The 23,661-nt window shown below is 56.9% G+C and carries 22 protein-coding genes; 18 read left to right on the top strand and 4 right to left on the bottom strand.

Annotated elements, in window-relative coordinates; genetic code table 11:
- Positions 1-435: 435 nt before the first annotated feature.
- The 3 genes from AC07VH_RS02495 to AC07VH_RS02485 are packed head-to-tail and all read left to right on the top strand — an operon-like array spanning position 436 to position 2,631.
- On the top strand, positions 436-1,134 hold the full coding sequence (locus AC07VH_RS02495) for a ferritin-like domain-containing protein (RefSeq protein ID WP_494786657.1): 699 nt from the start codon (positions 436-438) through the stop codon (positions 1,132-1,134).
- Positions 1,135-1,142: 8 nt separating this feature from the next.
- On the top strand, positions 1,143-1,988 hold the full coding sequence (locus tag AC07VH_RS02490; protein WP_489627311.1) for a cupin domain-containing protein: 846 nt from the start codon (positions 1,143-1,145) through the stop codon (positions 1,986-1,988).
- Positions 1,978-2,631: a hypothetical protein gene (locus AC07VH_RS02485; RefSeq protein ID WP_494786656.1), complete on the top strand. Its 654-nt coding sequence runs from the start codon at positions 1,978-1,980 to the stop codon at positions 2,629-2,631. Before AC07VH_RS02490 ends, AC07VH_RS02485 begins: the two co-directional genes overlap by 11 nt.
- A 25-nt stretch (positions 2,632-2,656) precedes the next feature.
- On the opposite strand, the gene AC07VH_RS02480 is transcribed toward AC07VH_RS02485, so the two are convergent.
- Entirely contained in the window at positions 2,657-3,034 is a 378-nt protein-coding gene (locus AC07VH_RS02480; protein ID WP_494786655.1) for a hypothetical protein, read from the bottom strand.
- Positions 3,035-3,178: 144 nt separating this feature from the next.
- On the opposite strand from AC07VH_RS02480, the gene AC07VH_RS02475 reads away from it, so the two are divergent.
- The 10 genes from AC07VH_RS02475 (at position 3,179) to AC07VH_RS02430 (ending at position 13,242) form a co-directional block, all read left to right on the top strand.
- Positions 3,179-3,442, top strand: a complete 264-nt coding sequence (locus AC07VH_RS02475) for a hypothetical protein (RefSeq protein ID WP_494786654.1) — start codon at positions 3,179-3,181, stop codon at positions 3,440-3,442.
- Between the two features lie 21 nt (positions 3,443-3,463).
- Complete coding sequence (locus AC07VH_RS02470) at positions 3,464-3,790, top strand: hypothetical protein (RefSeq protein WP_494786653.1); 327 nt, start codon at positions 3,464-3,466, stop codon at positions 3,788-3,790.
- A 71-nt stretch (positions 3,791-3,861) separates the two neighbouring features.
- Positions 3,862-4,086 (top strand): hypothetical protein, encoded by a 225-nt coding sequence (locus AC07VH_RS02465; protein ID WP_494786652.1) that lies wholly within the window; start codon positions 3,862-3,864, stop codon positions 4,084-4,086.
- A gap of 357 nt (positions 4,087-4,443) precedes the next feature.
- Positions 4,444-5,973 carry a virulence factor TspB C-terminal domain-related protein gene (locus tag AC07VH_RS02460; protein WP_494786651.1) on the top strand — a complete coding sequence of 510 codons (1,530 nt, stop codon included), beginning with the start codon at positions 4,444-4,446 and terminating at the stop codon, positions 5,971-5,973.
- Positions 5,970-6,257 carry a DUF2523 domain-containing protein gene (locus AC07VH_RS02455; protein ID WP_494786650.1) on the top strand — a complete coding sequence of 96 codons (288 nt, stop codon included), beginning with the start codon at positions 5,970-5,972 and terminating at the stop codon, positions 6,255-6,257. Before AC07VH_RS02460 ends, AC07VH_RS02455 begins: the two co-directional genes overlap by 4 nt.
- Before the next feature lie 15 nt (positions 6,258-6,272).
- On the top strand, positions 6,273-7,190 hold the full coding sequence (locus AC07VH_RS02450) for a zonular occludens toxin domain-containing protein (protein WP_494786649.1): 918 nt from the start codon (positions 6,273-6,275) through the stop codon (positions 7,188-7,190).
- Positions 7,187-8,440: a type II secretion system protein GspD gene (locus tag AC07VH_RS02445; protein WP_494786648.1), complete on the top strand. Its 1,254-nt coding sequence runs from the start codon at positions 7,187-7,189 to the stop codon at positions 8,438-8,440. Before AC07VH_RS02450 ends, AC07VH_RS02445 begins: the two co-directional genes overlap by 4 nt.
- 238 nt (positions 8,441-8,678) lie before the next feature.
- A complete protein-coding gene (locus AC07VH_RS02440; RefSeq protein WP_494786647.1) occupies positions 8,679-9,773 on the top strand; it encodes a rolling circle replication-associated protein in 1,095 nt (364 codons plus the stop codon).
- 533 nt (positions 9,774-10,306) lie between these two features.
- Positions 10,307-11,548, top strand: a complete 1,242-nt coding sequence (locus tag AC07VH_RS02435) for an HAD hydrolase-like protein (RefSeq protein WP_494786646.1) — start codon at positions 10,307-10,309, stop codon at positions 11,546-11,548.
- The gene (locus tag AC07VH_RS02430; protein WP_494786645.1) at positions 11,545-13,242 is read left to right on the top strand and encodes a DNA-processing protein DprA; all 1,698 of its coding nucleotides are present in this window, start codon (positions 11,545-11,547) and stop codon (positions 13,240-13,242) included. The genes AC07VH_RS02435 and AC07VH_RS02430 overlap by 4 nt, the downstream gene beginning before the upstream one ends.
- A 227-nt stretch (positions 13,243-13,469) precedes the next feature.
- On the opposite strand, the gene AC07VH_RS02425 is transcribed toward AC07VH_RS02430, so the two are convergent.
- Positions 13,470-14,126, bottom strand: a complete 657-nt coding sequence (locus AC07VH_RS02425) for an SDR family oxidoreductase (RefSeq protein WP_494786644.1) — start codon at positions 14,124-14,126, stop codon at positions 13,470-13,472.
- 545 nt (positions 14,127-14,671) lie between these two features.
- On the opposite strand from AC07VH_RS02425, the gene AC07VH_RS02420 reads away from it, so the two are divergent.
- On the top strand, positions 14,672-16,033 hold the full coding sequence (locus AC07VH_RS02420) for a chitinase (protein WP_494786643.1): 1,362 nt from the start codon (positions 14,672-14,674) through the stop codon (positions 16,031-16,033).
- Between the two features lie 62 nt (positions 16,034-16,095).
- Here the strand turns inward: AC07VH_RS02420 and AC07VH_RS02415 are convergent, their stop codons facing one another.
- Positions 16,096-16,869 (bottom strand): hypothetical protein, encoded by a 774-nt coding sequence (locus AC07VH_RS02415; protein WP_494786642.1) that lies wholly within the window; start codon positions 16,867-16,869, stop codon positions 16,096-16,098.
- A 219-nt stretch (positions 16,870-17,088) separates the two neighbouring features.
- On the opposite strand from AC07VH_RS02415, the gene AC07VH_RS02410 reads away from it, so the two are divergent.
- Positions 17,089-17,517 (top strand): DUF2061 domain-containing protein, encoded by a 429-nt coding sequence (locus AC07VH_RS02410; protein WP_475415091.1) that lies wholly within the window; start codon positions 17,089-17,091, stop codon positions 17,515-17,517.
- Between the two features lie 113 nt (positions 17,518-17,630).
- Here AC07VH_RS02410 and AC07VH_RS02405 read toward each other — a convergent pair whose 3' ends face one another.
- Positions 17,631-19,079 (bottom strand): amidase, encoded by a 1,449-nt coding sequence (locus tag AC07VH_RS02405; protein ID WP_494786641.1) that lies wholly within the window; start codon positions 19,077-19,079, stop codon positions 17,631-17,633.
- A gap of 101 nt (positions 19,080-19,180) precedes the next feature.
- Here AC07VH_RS02405 and AC07VH_RS02400 point away from each other — a divergent pair, with 101 nt between their 5' ends.
- From AC07VH_RS02400 to AC07VH_RS02390, 3 genes are all read left to right on the top strand, one after another.
- Complete coding sequence (locus AC07VH_RS02400) at positions 19,181-20,104, top strand: LysR family transcriptional regulator (protein WP_494786640.1); 924 nt, start codon at positions 19,181-19,183, stop codon at positions 20,102-20,104.
- A gap of 177 nt (positions 20,105-20,281) precedes the next feature.
- Positions 20,282-22,297, top strand: a complete 2,016-nt coding sequence (locus tag AC07VH_RS02395) for a c-type cytochrome (protein ID WP_494787103.1) — start codon at positions 20,282-20,284, stop codon at positions 22,295-22,297.
- Between the two features lie 82 nt (positions 22,298-22,379).
- Positions 22,380-23,660 (top strand): NRAMP family divalent metal transporter, encoded by a 1,281-nt coding sequence (locus tag AC07VH_RS02390; RefSeq protein WP_494786639.1) that lies wholly within the window; start codon positions 22,380-22,382, stop codon positions 23,658-23,660.
- The last annotated feature ends 1 nt before the right edge of the window (position 23,661 follow it).

Below are 23,661 nucleotides of genomic sequence, written 5' to 3'. Positions count from 1 at the left end.
CTCTTGTGGAATGGCGGAGGGCGCATATTTTTATGCTATTTACTAGCAACTTGATAGTGATTTGATTATGTGGTGATAGTTTCTGTGATTATTGGGAGGGGCGTTTCAATTTTAGAGTTCTGGCGTGAATATTGGTGATTTTTTGATGAATTAAATGAATCGGAGATTGTCGGTGCAATATGCGCAGATTATAACAGCAGCAGGAATGTCAGCCGGTTGTTTGCTATCGGAAATCATATATGAATATATTTTTTAAACATGTAAACGCGTTGACCTACACCAGGATAGGTGATAAATTTATTGCTGGCATGTGATCTGATAAGTGGTGGCATGGGACATCATTTATTTTCAGGGATTTCACGCTGCCATGAAACTTTTGTATTTTTGGTTTATTTTTGAAAATGGGTTTTTAATGAATCATTCAAGGAGAATCAAATGTTATCGTCAAAAGAATTCGTTGCAGGTTTGAAAAAAAATAATCAATCGCTTTTCAAGGCCAGTCAAATTAATGTGCGGGCTTATTTTGACTCCAAGCCATCGCAGGATGAAATGGTCGACCATTTCATCGGCCGTATGGTCAATGAACGCCTGAATATGGTGGAAATTGCGCAAAGCGTGGCCAGGCTGCCGGCCGACACGTCTGTCGAGGAATTGCAACTGCTCACCAAGCAGGCGCACGACGAAGCAAATCATTTCCGCATGGTCAAGGACGTGATCGAACATATCACGGGAAAACCCCTGAATGTCGAGGCGGCTATCGCTGCCGAAGCAGCCAAGCCGACGGCAAAGGGCGCTGACTTGCTGAAAAAATACGAAGCCGAAACTGATCCGATTGCCCTGGCTGCATACCAGCTGGTAGCCGAGGGCCGCGCAGAAGCCGTCTGGAGTGAAATGGCCAATTGCATCGACGACGAATTCATTCGCCGGACATATGCAAAAATTGCCAAGGACGAAGGGTTTCACGCCAATATCGGTGGCATGAAGCTGGAACAGCTACTTAAAACAGAAGCCGACCAGGCTTATGCAGAAGGGTTGATCAAGAAAATGCGCAGGGACCTGTTCGAGATCAGTTGCCACAATACCGCTGCGGCACCAGCGGCCAGGCAGCTGGTTGAAGAGGCCTATGGCTGGTAAGCGTTCCGATGCAGGCAGGCCGCCCGGCTGCCCATGGCTTCCGGGCGGCCCCCGGTGGTGCCGGTAATGGGCGCCCTGCATCGTCTCCGTTCGGTTATCCATGGGTGCTCAATAATTGTTCGGGAATCGGGCAGAAGGGGACGTCGATGGTATACCTTTCCTGTGGAGATAAGAAAATGATTAAAATAAGTTCGGATATTTCTATTGCCGACCGGTGGCCGTTTAATATATTCCCGATTGCTCCCGGACAGCGGCGCCAGTTTGTCTCCAGTGGTACGGATTATATATTGCTCAGGAATGCGAATTATTCCAGCCAAGAGGTCGATTTTAAGGGCGTGCATGGGGCCCTGGCGATCAGCGCTGAAACGGAATATGAGGTAAGTTGCGGCATGAATGCCAGCGCGTTTGTCGTCCGTTATCCGGGACTCAGACTTGAAGAGCAGCGTTATTTTACGCAGAAGAATCTGGATATCGGAAATCTTAGTTATATGGATGGTGGGACGAATACTACGGCGATTAATCCCGGAAGATTGGGGGATCCTGTCGTGAATTATGTGCATTTTCCGTCGAATATGTATCAGACCTTGCATACACACCCGAGTCATCGCGTGGGATTGATTCTTTCTGGTAATGGAAAGGTGGAATTGAATAACAAGGAAATGTTTAATGTGGAGGAGGGGAGCGCATTCTTCATGAGAAGGAACGAATTGCATAATTTCATAACCGGCGATGTACCGGTCGTTCTATTTGTATTTGCTCCCGATTCGGGCTGCGGTCCGACGGATGAAGTCAATGCCCTGAAAGTGCGCACCTATATTGGCCAACAGCGCGGGCAGCCGAATCATGAACACTAAAAAATTATTAATCCTGACGGGACCGCAAGGGGCGGGCAATCATCTATTTAGCCGGATATTGAGCATGCATCCCGCCGTGCAGGGCTGGACGGCGCTGAAGGAGAAATACTGGGTGCCCAGCGATGAGGAGCCGTTTGCCGAATACTGGGTCCATCCGGGGCGCCTGGATGAACAGGCATTTGCGGAGGCTCAGTATTTTCTCGCCAATGTCAGCTGTCCATTTTTTTATGACGGCACGCGCTATTTGCCCAGGATACGGGAAGTCGCGGACCGGGCCGCATCATTCGGTATCAAGGTCGAGATCGCCATCGTGGTCAGGGACCAGAATATCAATGCCGTTCAGCAGCAGCGCGTGGGAGGCCAGGTGACTCTGGGCATGGCGCAGGATTATTATTATGCGCATTTGATGAATAGCCCGCATGTAGTCCATTTCATCGATTACGAAGCTTTTTTTCTGCATAAACTCCATTATTTGCGCTGGCTGGCCAGGGTGCTCGATTTCCCCATCGCCTGGGAGAGCGCCGATGTGATGCGTTTTGTTGAGCAGGATGCCAATCGTAAATATGTGGCGGCAATCGAGGAGAACTGGCTCGATGCAACGATACGCAATGGCCGCCGGCCTTTCAGCGAACGTTCGTCGTAGCCCTAGAATGCTGTCGCGGGGATACTCACAATGCTGTTGGCGTACTTCGGCGAACTGAAAGCGCGCTTTTGATTCTGCACTGCTTTGGTATTTTACATAATATAAATACAAGAACACTTATTCCGCACGTTCCCATAGCAAGGAGCAGGTCCGTTTGTACAAAACCTCGTTGTAACTTGAAGTTCTTGGACTTCAAATTTCGTTGCTCCTCAGCCAGAGTAACGAATGCCTCACCTGGCTCCACGCCAGCCTCAATAGCAATCTTTAGGGCAAGATCATAGTCTGGCAATCTATTTCCCTGCATATATTTCGCGAGAGTAGGTTGTGGAACGCCCCACGTTCTGGCCATTGAATTAACCGAACGCCCCTTAAGTGCCAACTCTATCAATTCAGAATATTTCATAGCTAATATCCATTTGAGTTACTCCATTTGGAGTAGTACCTTGTATTGGTACAAGCGGAGTAGTGGTTCGTCTAGTACCTTTCTTCATCCTAGCACATTCGTAGATATTTCAAATCGCTCTAGTGGGCGAAATCGGGGGGCAGTATGGCTAGCCAATTTGTCCTGAGTGATGACGCTGTGAACGAATCCATTTTGGCGCTCCTGTCGCGCCGTGCCGAAGGGCAGGAGCAGCTTGCTCTTCTTCCTTTGCTTCCAGCGGACCTCACGCACCAGATTGATCTGCAACTTGCAGAGATAGCAAAGCTCGATGCAGTGATTGAAGAGCTTTCCCGCTATCAATCTTCCTCGATAGCAGTGCGTTTACCTCTGACTTTTCACGCCAATCCGGCATTTCATCAATCGCTCTAGCGGGCGAAAAAGGAGCAAGCCATGAAACACACTATCCAGATCCTCCACATCACTCAAGTTGCTGGTCGTTCAAAAAAAACGGGCAACGATTACGACATGAGGATGGCGCAGTGCATCGTGCACAAGATCAATCGCGCCACCAATCTCGTTGAACCGCTCGTCGGTGAGCTGCTGCTGCCTGAAAAATTCAAAGACACAGTGCCAGGCACGTATGAGGTGGAGTTTGACGTTGCCATTTCCCGGGATAAGCGCGTGGGCGCCGAAGTGTTCTCCATCGAAGCAATCAAAGACGAGCCACAACGGCCATCGCATCGCCACGCATCGAGCGCGCCGGCTGCCGCCACCTAATCAACTTGTTTTACGGCATTTTGCCGAATCGCGCCGGCGATCTCCGGCATAAGAAGGGAAGGGGAGTCATCATGTTGAAAAAAATGATGTCGTTGAAAACGGTTGTTCCTGCGGTGCTGACAGCAGTATCTTCCGTACCTGCTTTCGCGGCCGTTGATACCGCAGCCATGACCGCTGGCATTACCGAAGCGCAAACGGCAATTCTCGCCGTGATCGGCGCGCTGATTGCCTTGAGCGTCGCCATTTTTGGCGTGACCAAGGTGTACTCGTTCATCAGCAAGAAAGCGGGCGGGTAACATGGCCTATCAGGTCGGCCCGTGGTGTTACGCTAGTACAGCGGATGCTGCGGTTGCCGCCTGTGCCGCATTTCCACCCGCTACCATCGTGCTAGCTGACGGTAGCGGGATTCAATCGGCCAGCTGTACTTCGGCCACGCCAGACGGTGGACTCATGCTTCGCATTACCACCACGCCAACTACCGGCGCCGCTGCGATCACCGTGTCAGCCGTCCACCATATCGATTTTCCCCCATGCCAGAACGATTCCATTGTCAGCGCCGGTATGCATGTGTTTGGTGCCGCCCTCACTGCGGTTGTTCTTTGCTGGAGCGCTTACAAAGTTTATTCGTTCCTTGAATGGTCGAGGGCTGAGAAATGAAAATAATTCAAATTCTTTGTATTGTTGCCTTATCGTTACTGGCGCTGTGGATTCCGCCAGCCCATGCGCAAGGCACGGTCTTGCTCCCTCCAAGCAATGTGGCAGGGCCATATTCCGCCTATTTCCCGGCAGGTCAGACCGGTTTCGCTGTGGCTAATGGTTCCACATCAGGATCGAATGCAGGCGTGTCCGTGAACGCCAACGGCGTTGCCATCGCCGTTAAAAATGGCGTCCACATCAAGATTCCTGTTTCTTTGAGTACCTTGATTAGCAAGCCTAATGTTGCCATCGCTGCGGGCCGTGCATTTAAGCTGGCACGTGGGTTGTCTGGCCCTGTCGGGTTGGCGCTCACAGCATGGGAAATCTACAACGTCGTTAAAGATTCCGGTCTGGCGCCGTGCCCTCCGCCAGACTTTCTATGCAAAGTTGCGCAAAATACGGTTGTCGCGCCTATAAGTGGGCAGTTTGTCACCATATCAGGCCCCTATCTGACGGGGGCCTCTCCAGCTGCCGTTTGCGAGGCTTATGGCCCGATAGTTTCATCGGCCGGGAATCCTCGTGTCTACAAGCCGGCTGTTGTTCCCAATCTTGGAACCTTTTGTGTTGAGGTCGGTTTTCACAATACATATGTTCCACAAGTGAAACCCGACAATGTTGTTTGCCCTTCTGGCGCAGTCTTGTCACCGCTCGGCTGTGTCAACCAAACGGGTTCCGCTCCTGCCACCGATGCCGATATTGACGCAACACTTGCCGAAGCCTTCGCCTCGCCAACAACCGGTGCGGCTGCTGCCAAGCGTGCCTGGGATGCGGCGGAAGCCGTCAATGAAATTGCACGCGCCAATGGCAAGCCTGGCGTTCCTGTCGATGTGATGATGCCGACCACGTCGCAAACTACGATGAATGCGCCACCGGTCAGCACGCCGCAAACGACAACTTCCGTGCAGAACTACACCGATGCAAGCGGCGTGCCGCAGACTAAAACGACGCAAGAAAAAACCACGATCACGCCGACACAGTCAGGTAGCGGCGCCGCCACCAGCATTACCTACAATACACAAAACGTGACCACCACCACGGTGACAAACAACACCGGGCAATCAACGTCGAACCCGCCTACCACCACAACAACGACAGAAAACTCAAATTTGAATGTGCCGCCAGTCGTTCCGGCCACTACCAATCTTCCAACAGACTACAACCGCGAACCGACGCAGCAAGCGATTGCCGCCGATATCAAGGCGATGCGTAACGCATGCCAGGACAATCCGCGCAGGGCAGGGTGCGCGGAACTGGACGTGCCGCCCGTTGCCGACGTCATCCCGCGCCAGAACGTGCCCGTTACCTTCACGCCGCTTACCTTCGCTTCGTCCGCATCCTGTCCGGCACCGATCACTTTTGATATGTACGGGCCGCGCCTGATTACCTTCATGCCAATGTGCGACTTGATGACAAAGTTGCGTCCGCTGTTCCTGGCCTGCGCAGCTGCGGGCGCGGCGATTATCTTTATGCGGGGATTGAAATCATGACGCAACTTGCCGCTTGGTTACTGGCCCTGATCGGCCCTCTGGTCGTCAAGGCCATCATTGCGCTAGGCTTTACGGCGGTGGTCTTCACCGGCGTGACTGAGCTGGTCAATCAGCTGATCGCCTCGGCGCAGGCCAGCTGGTCAACGATTCCCCTGGCCGTTCTGCAGCTATGTTCTTTGTCCGGCATTCCTGAGTCGCTTGGCATGCTGTTTGGCGCGTATGTGGCGCGTGTGGCCATGTGGGCCAGCGTCGGCGCGGCACGCTATGTGCTGAAATCTAGCTGACAGCCGGGATGCGTCATGATCGAGCTAAACACTGGCGTGCCCGGCTCGGGCAAAACGCTCTCCATGGTTCAGCAACTGGCCGCGCTTGTGGGCCGGTGGGAGCGCCATCCTGAAGAGGCCCGGCCGATTTTCGTGCACGGTATCCCTGAACTAGCCCTTCCGCATGCTGCCATGCCGCTGCTCTCCGTATCCGTTGGGCAGTTGGGACTATCGGAGGTCATCCCGGATTGGCAAGCCATGCCCCATGGCTCCCTCGTCATTATCGACGAATGCCAGTGCGCGTTTCCGCCACGCTCCACCCAATCAAAACCGCTGCCGCATGTCGCTTGGCTGAATGTCCACCGGCACAACGGGTTCGATATTTGGTTGACCACGCAACATCCCAAACTGATGGACGGCTCGGTGCGCGCCCTGGTCGGCAAGCATAAGCACTTCCGTCGCCTGTTCGGTGGCCAGCGTGCGATGGTCTACGAATTTGATGCGTGCAACGATGGCCTTGGTGGGCTCAAGAATGCAGTCAAGAGTTACTGGGCCTATCCGAAAAAGGCCTATGCCTGGTACAAGTCGGCCGAAGTCCACACCAAACAGCGCTTTCGCTTGCCGATATGGGTCTTTATCCCCCTGCTGGCCGTGGCTCTCGGCGTGGTGTTTGTTCCCCGCGCCTATTCCACTTTGACGCGCACGATTAGCGGCAAAGGCCTGCATGACCCTGCATCCGGCGCGTCCGCAGCTGTCGCCGCCGCCCCAGTGCAAGACACGCGTACCTTTTCCACCACCGTCACCGCGCGCGGTTATTTCAATCACGGGGGCGCGATTACCTTGCTCCTTTCAGACGGCCGGGTGATTTTCCAGCCGCAGCAATTCAAGGTTTTTCCGGGCGGGTATGAGGCGCAAATCGCGCCAGACTTATGGGTGAGGGGAGGTGTGCAATGAATCGGCTGTTAAAGGTTCTGCTTTTTTCAATGATTTTTCTTGCAGCTTCGCTGCCCATTGCGGCGCAGCCGCTAGGACCGTCCACCATTACCCTCAATTTTGCCGCGGTGCCTGTTGTAGCCTTTATGCAGGCGACGTATAAAAACCTGCTGATGCGCGACTATGTGATTGCGCCGGAAGTGCTGGCCCTTGATAGGCAATTCAGCATCAACATCAAATCCTTGCCTGTCGAAGAGGTGCCCGCGTTTGTCGACGGGCTGTTGAGGGCGCAGGGTATCCGAACACGCATCAAGGACGGCGTGTATTACCTGGAAATGGCGCCCGCCAGCGCTGATAAAGCCGCGCCCGACTTACCGCAAGCAGCCCTTGCTTCCGCTTCTACCGCTGGCTCACTGCCTGAACGCGACGGCGCCGCCTTCGATGTGGTCGAGCTTTATTCGCCGCGCCACCGGCCCGCCGAATTCCTTGTCGCGGCCCTCAATGCGGCCTTCGGTGCGCCGTATGCGCGGCTGGCCGGTGTCGTCGTGGCGCTCTCCGTGCCCGCCGCACGATCAGCCGATGCGCGCCGCTTGCTCGAATCGCTCGATGAGCGGGGCCGCACCGTCGAGGTATCCGCGTCGTTTGTCGAGGTGCTGCGCTCCGACTCCACCTCAAGGGGCTTGTCGCTGGTCGCCTCTACGCTGGCCGCTCGGTTTGGCGCGGCATTCTCTACGTCCACTGGTTCGCTGAGTGTGTCGGCGGGCGGCTTCCAGCTGGTGCTTGACGCGCTGCGTGCTGACGGCCGCTTTAAGCAGGTGTCGAATTCGCGTGTCCTGGGCGATGAAGCGGAACACTTATTGCTGACAGTCGGGGATGAAACGCCCACCATCGCCAGTTCGGGGCGCGACAATCAGGGCAACGCCGTGCAAAACATCGTCTACCGGCCATCTGGCGTGATTCTCGATGTAACGCCGCGTGCCGCTGGCCCTGGGCGCCTGTCGCTGGCCGTCGACGGGCAAGTATCGTCCTTTCAATCCACCGTCAATGGCGTAACGGGTTCGCCCACGCTGCTTAAGCGCCAGGTGAAAACCTCTGTGACCATAGCCGATGGCGAAGTGGTGATTATTGGCGGACTGGACGACACGCGCTCGTCTACGGCGCACAGTGGATTCTCCTTTCTGCCGCGCTCCTGGGGCGGTGGCACGTCTTCCGACTCGCATACGGACCTTGTGCTGATCCTCAGCGCCCGCGTGGCCTCCGCACTCAATTAGCGGCCTGGGATGGCCTTGACAGCACAAGCGGCCCGCATGGCGGGCAAAATCTTTTGGGCGTCAGGAATCGGCTGTGGATGTTGGGGTAACAGCTCATTAACTGAGTGGGTATGTGATGCGGCTGGCCCGCATAGTTTAAAAAGTTTTAGCGGGCAGACTTTACCTCTATTTATTTCTCAGGTGTCACACGTCGAATACAGGCCCCATCCATGAAGACAACATTATCAGTAGGCAACGAATGGCGGTCGCGCTGCTTGCAGCGGCGGCCGCCGCAAGGCGGCCTAAATTTATATTAGGGACACTTAAGCACACCACAGGAGATTCGGCACTTGTATTAAAGAACTTAATTCTTTCTTTTCATAAAAAAACTCCAAGCATCGGCAAAATGCTTGGAGCCTTCGATAACCCTGCCACACAGGAGTACCGAATGAATGAATTAGATGATGAAGGCACGATTTCGTCAATAGATTTCTCTTCTGCTGAGCAAGATATTGATATAAGCAGGCCCAGCTATTGGAACGATGATGGTATTAAGAATACCTGGAACGATACCTACACGGCACGGCGCCGTATATTTCCAGACGGACAGTGCGAAGTCACTGTCGTTAAGGAACGCTTCTTTATCGGTCCAGCGCTACAGCGCAAACCACGGGCAAAACGCGGCGAATCGAGCCAGCGCGAGGCGAATGACGACGATGCAGGCAGGCGCGCAAAAAAGAATGTACGACTTTGCTGTAAGCAAATCGGTGCCGATCGCATGGTGACGTTGACCTACAGAGAAAACATGCTGGACCGTGAACTTGCATTAAAACACTGGAAGGCGTTTTGTCGAAAACTTGGTAAGCATAAACAATTTCATTATGTGGCGGTGATTGAGGAACAGGCCCGTGGCGCTTTGCATTTCCATGTGGCCGTCGCGGGGAGGCAAATGTATGCATTGCTGCGCTCGATCTGGCAAAGCATCCTGGGGCGTGGCCCGAACGGTGAACAGATGGGCCAAGTCCACGTTCGCGACCCGAACCGTTTTGGCTTCGGCGTGCGCGGGGCGCACAAGCTTGCCAGTTACATAGCGAAATACTGCGGCAAGGAAATGCAATGCAGGGCGCTCGACCAGAAACGCTACTTCCGCTCCAGGGGCATCGTGGTGCCGGAAGTGGACGTATGGCGGGTGCCGTTTTGTACAAACATGCTGCGCGCTGCGCAGGTCGCATTTCAGGCGCTTTCCGGCCATTGCATGGACGGCTTGCAGACTTGGTGCAACAACAATCTCGGCGTCGTGTACCTGGCGACCGCGCCCGGATTACCACAAGTGGTGGACGATTGTCCGTTCTGACAATTACTCCACCTTGACGTTGATGGGGAGGAGGGAGTGATATGGCAAATTTTGACGCTAATTCACTGCGGATACTTGAGCAGATAGAAGATGAATTTCGCAATCAGTACTGGATTATTCGAAATTCCAGGCGGACTAACTGGCGGGCAGTCAACCGGACCAGAATGCTGGGCGACTTCATGTACATGCTTGGTGTGCCAAAATGGGCGGTACAGCAAGCTCGATATTGCCTAAGATTACGAGTCTGTGAGCGATGTTTTAGAGACGAATTTCGTTGTCATGGAATTTGCGAACGTGCCAAACGCGGTGATTTCGATTTCTAATTGGATTGTCAAGTTAATATTTGTGAATTTCAACATTTAAACAACGCTACGTGCGAAATTTTCTTCATCTAGTCAAGAAATGCATATTTCAAAATTATAAACTTCATTTTCACAGTAAGTATACGGTAGTATTTATGTGGAAATCTTCTTTTTTTTGGGGAATTGCCATATTTGCGGCAATGCTAGTTTATTACTTTTGAGGATGCAAAAATGTTTGATATTTGCCTGTTTGATTTAGATGAAACACTCATCCGTACAAATGACATTAAAGAATTGCGCGAATCTGGTAAAAATAATAATTCTGCAGCGTACCTGCAATCTGTACGAGATGGCCTCGATGGACGCGAAGATCGGCATATTTATAGCATTGACTTGTTGCAGCAAATTCGTACGAGGTTCCCGCTCATGAAGCTGGGTATTTTTACTAGGTCTCCGAAAAGTTATGCGGCTACCGCTCTGGAATGGGCTTATCCTGGATTTGTATGGGACATCGTGGTTGCATACGAAGATGTACAAAAAACCAAGCCCTATGGTGAGGGGATTGACAATGTATTGCGCGCTTTCAACATGTATAACGGACCATCTTTGCCACGTACTATTCTTGTCGGAGATAACGACACAGATGTTCGGTCTGCGTACAACTGTGGTTGTGTTGTAGCATTAGACAAGGGAGCTTGGCCATACAAATTTGAGTATGCGCATTGGGGGGCTTTAGAGCATGTCCCTGATGCAATCATTGACGCTCCGGCGCAAATTCTTGACGTTTTGTCAAATCCGACGGACTTTTTACCCATACTAGAAAGGGAGTTGGTGCCGAATTTTCAGGCGACAAGGCCTCCGCGCTTCGACAAATTAGGACACTTTCTTCCTAAGAGCACTAGCCCGTATCAGATTTATGTGTGCGGTCGCTCCTTCGCCAACTACGATTCTGTACAATATCGTAGACAATGGCATACTTTGACTCAGTCGATTGAAGCAAACAAAGAATCTAACATTTTTCCAGTGGAATGGGTTACTACAGTACGAAGTTTCATCGAAAGCAATTTTTCTTCTTTTTTTCAGTCGGAAGTGATCGTTGCTACCGTTCCTCACCGCCCTGGGCGAACGGCTAGGCTGGAGAATTTTTTGACACAGCTGACAACTTCGATACAAGCGAGTCCAATTTCTAATTTGAAAGTGACATGTCAGCCAAATTTGTTGGCATACAAGCCGGGAGTGCGGTCGCAGCACAATGATCGCCTTACCCGAGAAGAACGTTTCGCTAACGTCCACGATCATCTGTTTGTCCAGCAACCAGAGTTGATTGGTCCAAGAGTAGGATTCTTAATTATTGACGACGTCGTAACTACGGGCGCATCTCTTATTTATTCGAATAAATATCTGGTTGATGCTGGCGCCACCACCGTTAAACTTTTATCAATGGCAAAGAATGTTGGTGATATATTAAAATGAATGTAATTTCCGAATCCACAAAGCATCTTCTTGCACTCTCATTTTTAGCGGGAGTTGGACCAGCTACGCTTAAAAAGGTCATTAGCTTACCTGGATTCGGGCACCTTTCAATTGAAGGCTTGGCTGCAGAGAGTGCGCCAATTGCACGGGCACTGAATGTTTCATCGGCTTGGGAATTAGCGCAAGAGGCTGCGGAGAGGCAGATAAAAGATGCTACTTTATACGACGCCAAAATAATATCAGTTCTTGATTCAAATTATCCTAAATTGTTGGCGGCGACAAAAGATGATCCATTGCTATTATTCATACGCGGTGCATTGGCAGAATCTCCTGATAAATCTGTTGCGATTATTGGCACAAGAGAGCCAACCGCACATGGGCAGGTAATTGCAAAACGGATTGCTCAATTCTTCGCTGAGGAGAATTGGAGTGTTGTTAGTGGATTGGCTATCGGCTGTGATTGTATTGCTCACGAAGCTACGCTTGATGCTGGCGGCCATACTGTCGCAGTACTTGCTCATGGCTTGCAAATGATCGCACCTACACGCAATAAGAAACTTGCTGACAGGATTCTTGCAGCTGGTGGTGCGTTAGTAAGCGAGTATCCATTTGGACGGGAAGTGCAGCGGCAACAGTACGTCAAACGTGATCGAACTCAGGCTGGGCTAGCGCAAGGGGTTGTTATGATCCAATCTGACCTTGTCGGCGGAAGTCTACATGCATCACGGGCAGCGCTTGATTACCAGCGTTGGCTCGCCGTTCCTTATCCAACAGAAAGAGATTTGAATCATAACGAACCAAAAGTTCAGGCTAACTTGGCAATTGCATTGGGAACTACGTCGGAAGCAGCTAGCTTGTTGCGATGTTCGGAAAATGCATTAAACAGTATATTAATTTTGAATAGTCGCAATGATTATCTTCTGATGAAGGAGGGGGTGGAAGGAGTAGTAGCGTATGGTTCTAGAAGCAAGATGAAAACTTTCGCTGCACATCAAGAGCCTCAGGTAGATTTAATTGAAGTAAAGGCTCAATACAATGGCGTACTCCCAATATTTGGGGAGGGTCATCAGGCAAAAGTTGAGTCCACAAAGATAGCTACTATGCCCGTGATGAAAATTTCTTCATTAAATTTTTCTCACACGGTTAGTTGGACTGATTCGTTTGCGGATAGCATTGGATTTACCAAGGCTGTATCTGCCAGGCTTAGTAACCTTCATCTATTGTTGAACGTGCTTCAGTTAGATTTTGAGGCCGTCCGTGAGAATGGTAGTCAGTCGTCTCAATGCGTGCTTAGCTTCTCAGTAGATAATTTCGTCGCTCAAATGGCGCATGCAGTTGAACTACTGCTAGCAGTGCATATGATTTTATCTGAGCCGTCTAGATATTCTAGTTTGCTAGAGGCTGAAAAGTTTATAGGTGAGTTGGCTGACCAATCAACCATAGATGATTTATATACTCGCGATAAAATTGTTTCGATGAGTCGTGAACTATCGCTTGAGCTACAGAATCTCAGAGATTCTTCTACGAGCCGACTGATAGCAGCGTCTGATAGCAGCTGCCAAATTGTTGTTTGGACAGACGATATTTTCGGGCGAGTTGGGACGCTGTGTGTTAATTTTAATCATTTGGCTGATTTGGTACTTGTGCATGGATTTGTACCTCTTAATTTAGCTGCTGAGCAAGTACCTCTATAGACCCCGCTAAAAGTTCTGCGTTAGCGTCACTCAACGAGCGGGGTACAACGATTTTTTTGGTGCAATAATTAGTACCAGAAGTACCTCCAACCTATCATCATCAATTTTACATAATATAAATTATGCGAAGTTATGGATGAATTTGTCAAATCCCTCGTTTTGGAACTTATACAATCGCAAATGCGATTTTGGCCCTTTGCGCGCCGCTGTCGCCGGTCGCGCACAAGCTACATGAAGTACGGCTTGTCCCCGTCCGTGTTCGGTTTGTTCACGCCTAGGTTGGCGTGCATGTGCAGGTCTGGCGTTTCGATGATGCTGGCGATCAGGTCCGCTACGCTCCTGCGCGACACCACGGTGCCTTTGAATGGCGCATGGCGCGTGGTCAGTTCGTAGTCGACTTCGTCTTCGTTCGTCATCCAGGCTGGGCGCACGATGGTGTATGCCAGGCCCGATGCTTCGATTGCGTCGGCGGCGCGGCGGAATGGTTTCAGGTCTTCGGCCAGCATGGCGTTGTTCCACTCGCCGAATTTGCCGGGAACTTCATCGTAGATGCCCATCGACAGGACGAAAATCAGGCGTTCGACGGCCGAGGCCCGCATGGCGGCGATGATGCTGTTGGCCTGGGCTTCCATGTCGTCGCCCACCAGATTGGCGTAGACCACATCGTGACCGGGCATCGTTTGCCGCAGCAAGGCCTGGTCCAGCACGTCACCGGCCAGCACGTTGCCGTTGGCCGGGACTGGCGTTGGCAGCTTGCCGGGATTGCGCAGCAACAGCGTCAAGGCGATGTTGTCACGGCCCGCGAAGGCGCGGATGACCCACTGCGCCACCTGTCCACCTGCGCCCAGTATCAATATCTTTTTCATCGTTATCGCTTTCGTCATGGCACGCCGCCATGCAGGAAGTTACAGGTTTTCTTTGACTAAAGGAACACGGCGCGCTTGAAAAAAGACAAAAACGCCCCCATGAGTGCCAGCCCATCGCCTTGTCTCATGGCAGTTTGCTGCCCATGTAATTTCAATAAAATCAGGTGCTTGCCAACTATGTTGAATGAGAAATCTCAACATCGGAGGAGCAATCAGGAGACCCGCATGACCCACTCGCATCCACGCACTGCGCTTCTTTTAGCGCATCGCCGACGTTTTCTGTCCTTTGCTGGCACCCTAGCCATCGCGGCCGTCCTCCTCCCTTCCCCGCCCTGCTCCCGGCGCTCTTGCGTACACCATACCAGCGCACCGGAAAACAGGCACTGGTATGGCCCGCATCGCCCATTCGAAGGGGAAAGTCCGCAACTGGTATTGTGATCTTGCGCAAAGAATAAAACCAGTTGACTACCACCTGCAATGCTTGCACTCTGAAAAATCGGACGGTGATAAACCGGCTCGGCCATGAAAAAAATACACAAGGAGATGCAATGAACCGGACAGTCATGAATACCCTCATCATTACCCTCTTCGGCGGGACGTTGGCCGCTTGCGGCGGCGGCAGCGACGGCTCCAGCGCAGGCGCGAGCCAGCTGCTGGCGGGCGCCACCGAAGCGGTCGCCTGCTACACGCCATGGAACAGCGGCACCGCCTACAATGGCGGCGGCAAGGCCAGCTACAACAACGTCAATTACACGGCCAACTGGTGGACGCAAGGCAATAACCCGTCGACCAGCAGCGGCGGCGGCGGCAGCGGCCAGCCCTGGACGGTGGTGGGAGACTGCGGCACGCCGACGCCGACTCCTACCCCAACGCCCACCCCGACGCCTACGCCCACCCCGACACCGACACCGACTCCTACGCCAACCCCAACCCCAACGCCAACCCCAACGCCGACACCAACCCCGACGCCTACGCCGACCGGCCTGGCCAAGCACGCGCTGATCGGCTACTGGCACAACTTCACCAACCCCAGCGGCGCCACCTATCCGATCAGCCAGGTCAGCGACGAGTGGGACGTGATCGTTGTCTCGTTCGGCGACAACGCGGGTGGCGGCAATGTCAGCCTGACCATCGATCCGGGCGCGGGCACGGAAGCGCAGTTCATCGCCGACGTGGCCGCCAAGCGGGCCAAGGGCAAGAAGGTCATCCTGTCGCTGGGCGGGCAAAACGGTTCCGTTTCCGTCGGCAATACGGCCGAAGCGACGAATTTCACCAACAGCCTGTACGCCATCATCACGAAATATGGCTTCGACGGCATCGATCTGGACCTGGAAAACGGCGTGGCGCAGGGCGCGGCCATCCAGACGTATCTGCCGATCGCCGTGAAAAACCTGAAAGCCAAGGTCGGCAGCAGCTTTTACCTGTCGATGGCGCCGGAATGGGTGTACGTGGAAGGGGGCTACACGAGCTATGGCAGCATCTGGGGCGCCTACATTCCCATCATCAACGCCTTGCGCAGCGAGCTGACGGTCCTGCACCCGCAGTATTACAACAACGGCGACATCTACACGCCGTACGCCACGGGCGCCATCAAGGCCGGTTCGGCCGACCAGCTGGTGGCCACGGCGCGCATGCTGATCGAGGGCTTTAACTATGGCGGCAATACCTTCGCCGGCCTGCGTCCGGACCAGGTGGGCTTCGGCGTGCCGTCGGGCCGCAGTTCGGCTGGCTCCGGCTTCACGACGAATGCCGACGTCAGCAACGCCCTGAATTGCCTGACGCGCCTGCTCAACTGCGGCACCATCAAGCCGCTGCAGGCGTATCCGGACTTCCGCGGCGTGATGACGTGGTCGATCAACTGGGACCGCCACGATGGCTATAACTTCTCCGTGCCGACGAAAAACGTGCTGAGAACCTTGCCGTAAGGCGCCAGGCGGGCCGGAGCAGGACTCGCCTCCTCCGGCCTGCACTATCTATATAGGCGTGCTCACGCCAGGGACTGGTACACCAGCCGGTCCCGGTCGCCGACCAGGCGGTGCAGCACGCGGTCGCGCCAGCTTGGCTTGCCGCCATGGGCCAGTACATGCCGGGCGTAGGCGCAAAAGCGGGCAGCGTCGAGATGTTCGGCGCGCGCGATTCCGCCAAAACGCCCATCCTGCACGAAGAACCGCAGGCGCCAGGTGACTTCCGTCGCGCCTGCCACAACGGTTCTTTCGCCACCTTCACGCGTAACGGACAATTGAATCAGGTCCGCGTGGCGTTCCCGCAGCTGGCAAAACAGGTACCAGGCCTGCATGTCCGGCTGATAGTGGCTGGTCGACACGCCGCTGACCAGCGGATACCGCCCCGTCCGGCGCGCAATGCGGTCGCAGGCGAACTTCGCCAGCACCGTGCGGTGATTGCCGCCGCCATCGGTGTACCAATTCTCGCCATCGATGGAGCCGAGCTGGATGCCATTGTCGAGTTCACCGTTGAAATAATAGTCGGGGTTGCGCTCGAATTGGGCAAAGACGTCGCGCATCTTGCCCGGCCTGTATTGCGGCTCCAGCACCGCGTCGCGCCACGATTGTCCCGCATAGTGGTCCGTCTGGCCCACCACGTTGCGCATGTCCATGTGCGCGTCGCGCCGCCGGCATTCGCGCACGACGAAATCGTCGAGGCTGGCACCATGTTGCGCAGGAAATATATCGCGCCATTCGGCAATCGGTTGCTGCGACCACGGCTGCGACGTGGCCAGGATGTCATCCAAAAGGGTCGTCATTTGTTTCTCCCATGCACCAGAAAATACTGGCCTGCTTGGTATAGGGAGCGCAGGCGCTGTGTGACGGCTAAAATGCTCAATTTTATAAAATACAATTATATTACTATTTTCAATAGCCAATATCTATCGATTCAGTTGAAATATTTTACTTTCTTTTGTAAATGAGAATCGTTACTATCTAGATCAAGGATAAGCGAATTCAACAGAAAGGAACGTCCCTTGTTCACAGCCATCAAAACATTCAGCCAGGTGTGCACGCACATGTCGATCGCCTTCGGCCTTGCCTATTTGCTGACGGGTTCGCTGGCACTCGGTGGCTTGGCCGCAATCATCGAACCGGTCATCAATGTGGGCCTGCTGCCGTGGCATGAAAAAGCCTGGCACGCGATCCGCCGCCGCCACGCGGCCAGCCGCCTGGGCTTGGCCGCCCTGGCCGGCGAAAAACTCAGCCAGACGGCCATGCACATGGGCGTGGCCTTCGGCGTCATGTACTGGGCCACGGGTTCCATGGCCTTCGGCGGCCTGCTGGCCGTGGTCGAGCCGATCTGCAACGTGATCGTCCTGCCCTTCCACGACCGGTTGTGGGAACGATTTCGTTTCCGCATGCAAGGCCGGGGCGCGGCGCAGCTGGCTACGATGCCCAGCTGATACTGTTCACCCAAGAACAAGGACTGGGGTCGGACCCGGCGGGTCCGACCCCGGCTTCTTGTCGCAGGCCAAAGCCGCTATGGTGGCCGGTTTCAGCCGTCCGCAAGGCATGCTTACGCCTTGCCCGCCCACACAGGCGGCCGCCTTGGAAGCCATGGCGCCGCCCGCTCCAGCTGGCCCGCCAGGCGCAGCAAGGTTCCGTCCTGACCATACCCGGCCATGAACTGCATGCCGATCGGCAAGCCATCATTGGACATGGCCAGCGGCACGGACATGGCCGGCAAGCCCGCCACGTTGGCCAGCGGCGTGTACGGCGAATGCTCGAACAGGCGCGCCGTCCAGCCCAGCCCATCGAGCTGTTCCTCCTTTTCCCCGTAGCGCCCCAGCGGCCACGGCATATCCGGCATGGTGGGCGTCAGCAGCACGTCGTACTGGCCGAACAGGGCGCCGGCGTGGCGCGTGACGGTGTTGCGCACGCCGAGCGCGGCGACGACATCGACGGCCGACACCGTCTGCCCGTACCGGTAGCAGGCCAAAGTGGCTGGTTCCAGCGTATCGAGCGACGCGGCGCGCCCGCTTTCCTGCGCCAGGCCGTCTATCCACGGCACCAGGTTGGCACACCAGATGCTGGCGTTCGCCTGCACGAAGGCTGGCCACGACACGCCCAGCGCCGGTTGCACTTCTTCTACGTGGTGGCCAAGCTCTTCCAGCAGGCGCACGGTGTCTTGCAGCGCGGCATCGACGGCAGGCACGGGCCGGGCGCCATTGCTGGCGGTCCGCTGCACGGCGATGCGCAGCTTGCCCGGCGCCACGCTTACCTGCGACAGCCAGCTGTGGTCAGGCGGATTCGTCACATACGGCTCGCCCGGCATGATTGCCTGCACGCAGTCGAGCAAGGCGGCGCTGTCGCGCACGCTGCGGCTCACGCCCAGCTGCACGCCCAGGCCGCTGAAGATTTCATCCATGGCGGGGCCGTTCGATACGCGCCCCCGGCTGGGCTTGAAGCCGAACAGGCCCGTCGAGGCGGCCGGCACGCGGATGGAACCGGCCGCGTCCGTCGCATGGGCCAGCGGCACGATGCCGGCCGCCACGGCCGCCGCCGCGCCGCCGCTGGAGCCGCCCGCACTCAGGTGGACGTTCCACGGGTTGCGCGTGGCGCCATATAGAACGGGCTCCGTGGTGGTGGCAAACGCCATTTCCGGCGTGCTGGTGCGGCCAAACGTCGCCAGGCCCGCCGCGCGGAACTGCGTCATCAGGTGGGAGTCGAACGCGGCGACATGGCCGGCGCCCAGGCGGCTGCCCGCTTCGCTGCGCTGGCCCGCCATCGTGACGGCCACATCCTTGATCAGGAATGGCACGCCGGCGAACGGCGCGGTGCTGACTGCGCTGTCGATGGCAGTCAAATCGGCCGGCCACAGCTCGACGACGGCATTGATCTGCGGGTTGACGGCGGCGCAGGCGCGCTGGGCCGCGTCCTGCAATTCGGCGGCAGAGACGCTGCCCTGGCGCAGCAGCTGGGCCAGTCCAAGGCCATCAAAGCTTGTATATTCATGGAGTTGCATCAGTTAGTTCCTGTAAAAGGTGAAGAGTAAAAGTCACAGAAACCACTGTAGGGCTTGCGCTATCATAGTGGAAATGAATAGTTGTTATACAAGGTATAGTCATGGACAATTTACGCAAGCTGGACCTGAACCTGCTGCTGACCCTCAACGCCCTGTTGATCGAGCGCAACGTGACGCGGGCGGCCGCGCGGCTGCACCTGAGCCAGCCGTCCGTCAGCGTGCAGCTGGGCAAGTTGCGCGCGGCCTTCGACGATCCGCTGCTCTTGCCCGGTCCGCGCGGCATGCTGCCCACGGCGCGGGCGCTGGCCCTGTTCGCGCCCTTGCAAGCCGTGCTGGCCCAGCTGGAACAGGTCTTGCAGCCGGAATCGGCCTTCGATCCGGCCACGGCTGAAGTGCGCTGGAACCTGGCGGCGGCCGACGCCGCCGAATATGCGATCCTGCTGCCCATGCTGCCCGCTTTGCGCGCGCAGGCGCCCCTGTCGCGCATGGCCGTGTTCGAAGCCGTGCCGGCGCGCATGGCGCACGACCTGGAAACGGGCCAGGTCGACCTGGGTTTCCTGGCGCAGGAAGAAGCGCCGCCCGGCTTGCGCCACCGCACGCTGTTCACTGAACATTATGTGCTGGCGGGCCGGCGCGACCACCCGTTGCTGCAGGAGCAGCCCAAGCTCGATCAGTTTTGTGCGCTGGAATTCATCGTCGTCTCGCCCAACGGCGGCGGTTTTCGCAGCAACGTCGATACGGCGCTGGAAAAGCTGGGGCGCACACGCAAGGTGGTGCTGTCTGTGCCGCATTTCCTGATCGTGCCGCCCTTGCTGGAAGCGTCCGACATGGTGGCCCTGCTCCCGTCGCGCCTGCTGAAGAAGGCGCTGGGCGCGCTGCGCACATGGGAGCCGCCCGTGGCCCTGCCCGACTACGAAATGGCCATGGTCTGGCACGAGCGCATGCACCTGGACCCGGCGCACCGCTGGCTGCGCGAGCGCATCCTGGCCAGCTTGCAGGCACCGCTACACGATTTTCCGCTGTAAAACACTAGGGAAGATTACCTAGTTGTTCGAAAGAAATTCCCAATGTTCGCCGTGGTGACGACTGCGTAAGCTTGCGCGTAATAATAAAGGGTCACCATGAACGCCATTTCCATCCTGCACCGCGGTTCGCGCCGCCCTCCCGCTTTTTCCTTTTCGATCACTGCCTGGCTGGCTGCAATGCTGCTGGGCATGCTGGCCTTCAGTGCCGGCGCCAGGGCCGCGACCGCCAACATGCCCGCGGCCTCGGCCGAGCTGATCAAGCGCGGCGAATACGTCGCCCGCCTGGGCGACTGCGTGGCTTGCCACACGAGCCCGAATGGCGCCGCCATGGCCGGCGGCCTGGAACTCAAAACGCCGTTCGGCACCATCTACAGCACGAACATCACGCCCGACGCCAAGACGGGCCTGGGCACGTACACGTTTGCCCAGTTCGAGCGCGCCATGCGCAAGGGCGTGGCGGCCGATGGGCATAATCTGTATCCGGCCATGCCCTACCCTTCCTACGCGAAGATCACGCCCGACGACATGCAGGCGCTGTACGCCTATCTGCAGCGGGGCGTGGCGCCCGTGGCGCAGCAAAACCGCGCAACGGACATGAAATGGCCGTTCAGCATGCGCTGGGGTTTGTCGCTGTGGAACGCCGTCTTCCTCGACGACGCGCCGTTCAAGCCCGATAGTGCCAAGTCGGCCCAGTGGAACCGGGGCAGCTACCTGGCGCAAGGGCTCGGCCATTGCGGCTCCTGCCACACGCCGCGCGGCGTGGCTTTCCAGGAAAAAACCATGGGCCAGGACGGCGGCAGCGGCAAGCTCTACCTGTCCGGTTTTACCTTCGACGGCTGGCATGCGGTGAACTTGCGCAACCTGTGGACGCCGGGCGACATCGTGCAATTGCTGAAAACGGGCCGCAACAGCTTCGGCACGGCGGCCGGCAGCATGACGGAAGTCATCACGCACAGCACGCAATACTTCACGGATGCCGACCTCGACGCGCTGGCGCACTACCTGCACGGCTTGCCCGCCAAGGATGGCGCGGCCGCGCCGCCGAAGAAAACGGCGCCGCTCGCGGCGGCCAGCAACGATGCGCTGTACAACACGCGGGGCGGCCTGGGCTACCTGCAATTCTGCGCCACCTGCCACCGCCGCGACGGCCGTGGCGTGGACAACATTTTCCCGCCGCTGGCGCGGAACGACTCGGTGCAGTCGAAGGACGCCACCACCGTCATCCATATCGCGCTGACGGGCTGGCAGTCGGCCGTCACGCAGCACTCGCCCCGCTCGTTCGGCATGCCCGCGTATGACCGCCTGGCGGACACGGAACTGGCGGAAATCCTCACCTTTGTGCGCGGCAAGTGGGGCAACCAAGGCGCACCCGTCACGCCCGCGCAGATCGCCAAAGTGCGCAAGGAGCTCAAGCTCAAGGCGCCGGACGCGGGCGGCTTCGTCACGCCCCGCTTCGCCGCCCTGACGGCCGATCCGAATGCCAGTCAATTGATCCACGGCATGCAGCTGATGACGGAAACGCGCGCCCGGCTGCCGCAAAACGTGGGCAACGACCTCAATTGCAGCAGCTGCCACCTGAATGGCGGCACGGTGGCCAACGGCTCGCCCTTCCTCGGCATTTCCGCCTTCTTCCCGTCGGAAGCGCCGCGCGCCGGCAAGGTCATCAGCCTGGGTGAGCGCATCAACGGCTGCTTCCGCCGCTCCATGCACGGCAAGCCGCTGCCCGTGGACGGCCCCGACCTGCAGGCCATGGTCGCCTACATCGACTGGATGAAGGGCGCCACGCAGGCGGGCGACAAGGTGGCGGGACGGGGCGTGGCGAAGATCGACCGCGCGCTGTTGCCCGATCCCGTGCATGGCAAAAAGGTGTATGCCGAGCAATGCGCCGTCTGCCATGGCGCGAATGGCGAAGGCATCAAGGGCGCCAACGGCGTCGTCGCCTTCCCGCCGCTGTGGGGCGAGCGCTCGTTCAATATCGGCGCCGGTATGGCCCGCACCTACACGGCGGCCGGCTTCGTCAAGGCGAACATGGTGATGGGCCACGGCCAGAAATTCCCGCTGGGGCAAGGCAACCTGTCCGACCAGGATGCCGTCGACGTGGCGGAATATTTTACGCACATGCCCCGTCCGGACTTCCCCGACAAGGTCAAGGATTGGCCCAAGGGCGGCAAGCCCAAGGATGCGCGCTACTGAGGCGTGAATTTCCCGGGCGGCGCCCCTTCTGGACGCCGCCCGCCTGTGATACGCTGCTCGCTCCATCACGCAGGAGCCACGCATGCACACCGACAGCGGCCGCGCGGCCCCATCCGACACCTGGCTGGGCAAGCTGGGCCCCGGCCTGATCACGGGCGCGGCCGATGACGATCCCAGCGGCATCGCCACGTATGCGCAGGCGGGCGCCCAGTTCGGCTTCGGCATGCTGTGGACGGTGTGCCTGACGTATCCGCTGATGCTAGGTATCCAGGTCATCAGCGCCAAGATCGGCCGGGTCAGCGGCCATGGGCTGGCGACGAATATCCGCCGCCACTACCCGAAATCCTTGCTGTACGCCATCGTCGGCTTGCTGCTGCTGGCCAATGTCATCAATATCGCCGCCGACGTGGCCGCCATGGGCGATGCCCTGACCCTGATCATCGGCGGGCCCACGCATCTGTACGCCGTCGGCTTCGGTTTACTGTCCCTGCTGCTGCAAGTCTTCATTCCGTATCAACAATATGTGCGCATCCTGAAATGGCTGACCCTGGGCTTGCTGGCCTACGTGGCCACCGTGCTCACCGTGCATATTCCCTGGAGTGAAGTGGCGCTGCGCACGGTCTGGCCGCAGGTCGCCTGGTCGGCTGCGTCCGTGACCATGGTCGTGGCCGTGTTCGGTACCACGATCAGCCCGTATTTATTCTTTTGGCAAGCCTCGCAGGAAGTGGAAGATCTGCAGGCCGATGCCAGCGCGCAAGCCTTGCGCCGCACGCCGGAACAGGCGCCACGGCAATTCCAGCGCATCAAGATGGACACGGCCATCGGCATGGGTTTTTCCAACCTGGTGGCCTTCTTCATCATGCTGACGACGGCCGTGACCCTGGGCGCGCAAGGCATCACGCACATCGATACGTCCGCCCAGGCCGCTTCCGCCCTGCGCCCCATCGCGGGCGATTTCGCCTTCGCCCTGTTCAGCCTGGGCATCGTCGGCACGGGCTTGCTGGCCATTCCCGTGCTGGCCGGCTCGGCCGCCTACGCCATGGCGGGCGCCTTTCACTGGAAAAACAGCCTGGAACTGGCGCCCCGGGCGGCCAAGAAGTTCTACGCCATCATCATCGGCGCCACCATGCTGGGCGCGGCCCTGTGCTTTTCGCCGCTGGACCCCATCAAGGCCCTGTACTGGAGCGCCGTCATCAACGGCGTCATCTCCGTGCCCATCATGGTGCTGATGATGGTGATGGCCTCGCACCCCGCCATCATGGGCACCTTGACGATTTCGCGCCGCCTGCGGGCGCTGGGCTGGCTGGCCACCCTCGTGATGGCGACGGCCGTGCTGGCCATGTTCGCCACCATGGCCTTTTGAT

It is taken from the genome of Janthinobacterium sp. GW821-FHT03C10, from assembly GCF_059420865.1.
Note: the sequence above shows the minus strand (reverse complement) of the source record. Positions and strands in the feature narration are given on the sequence as shown.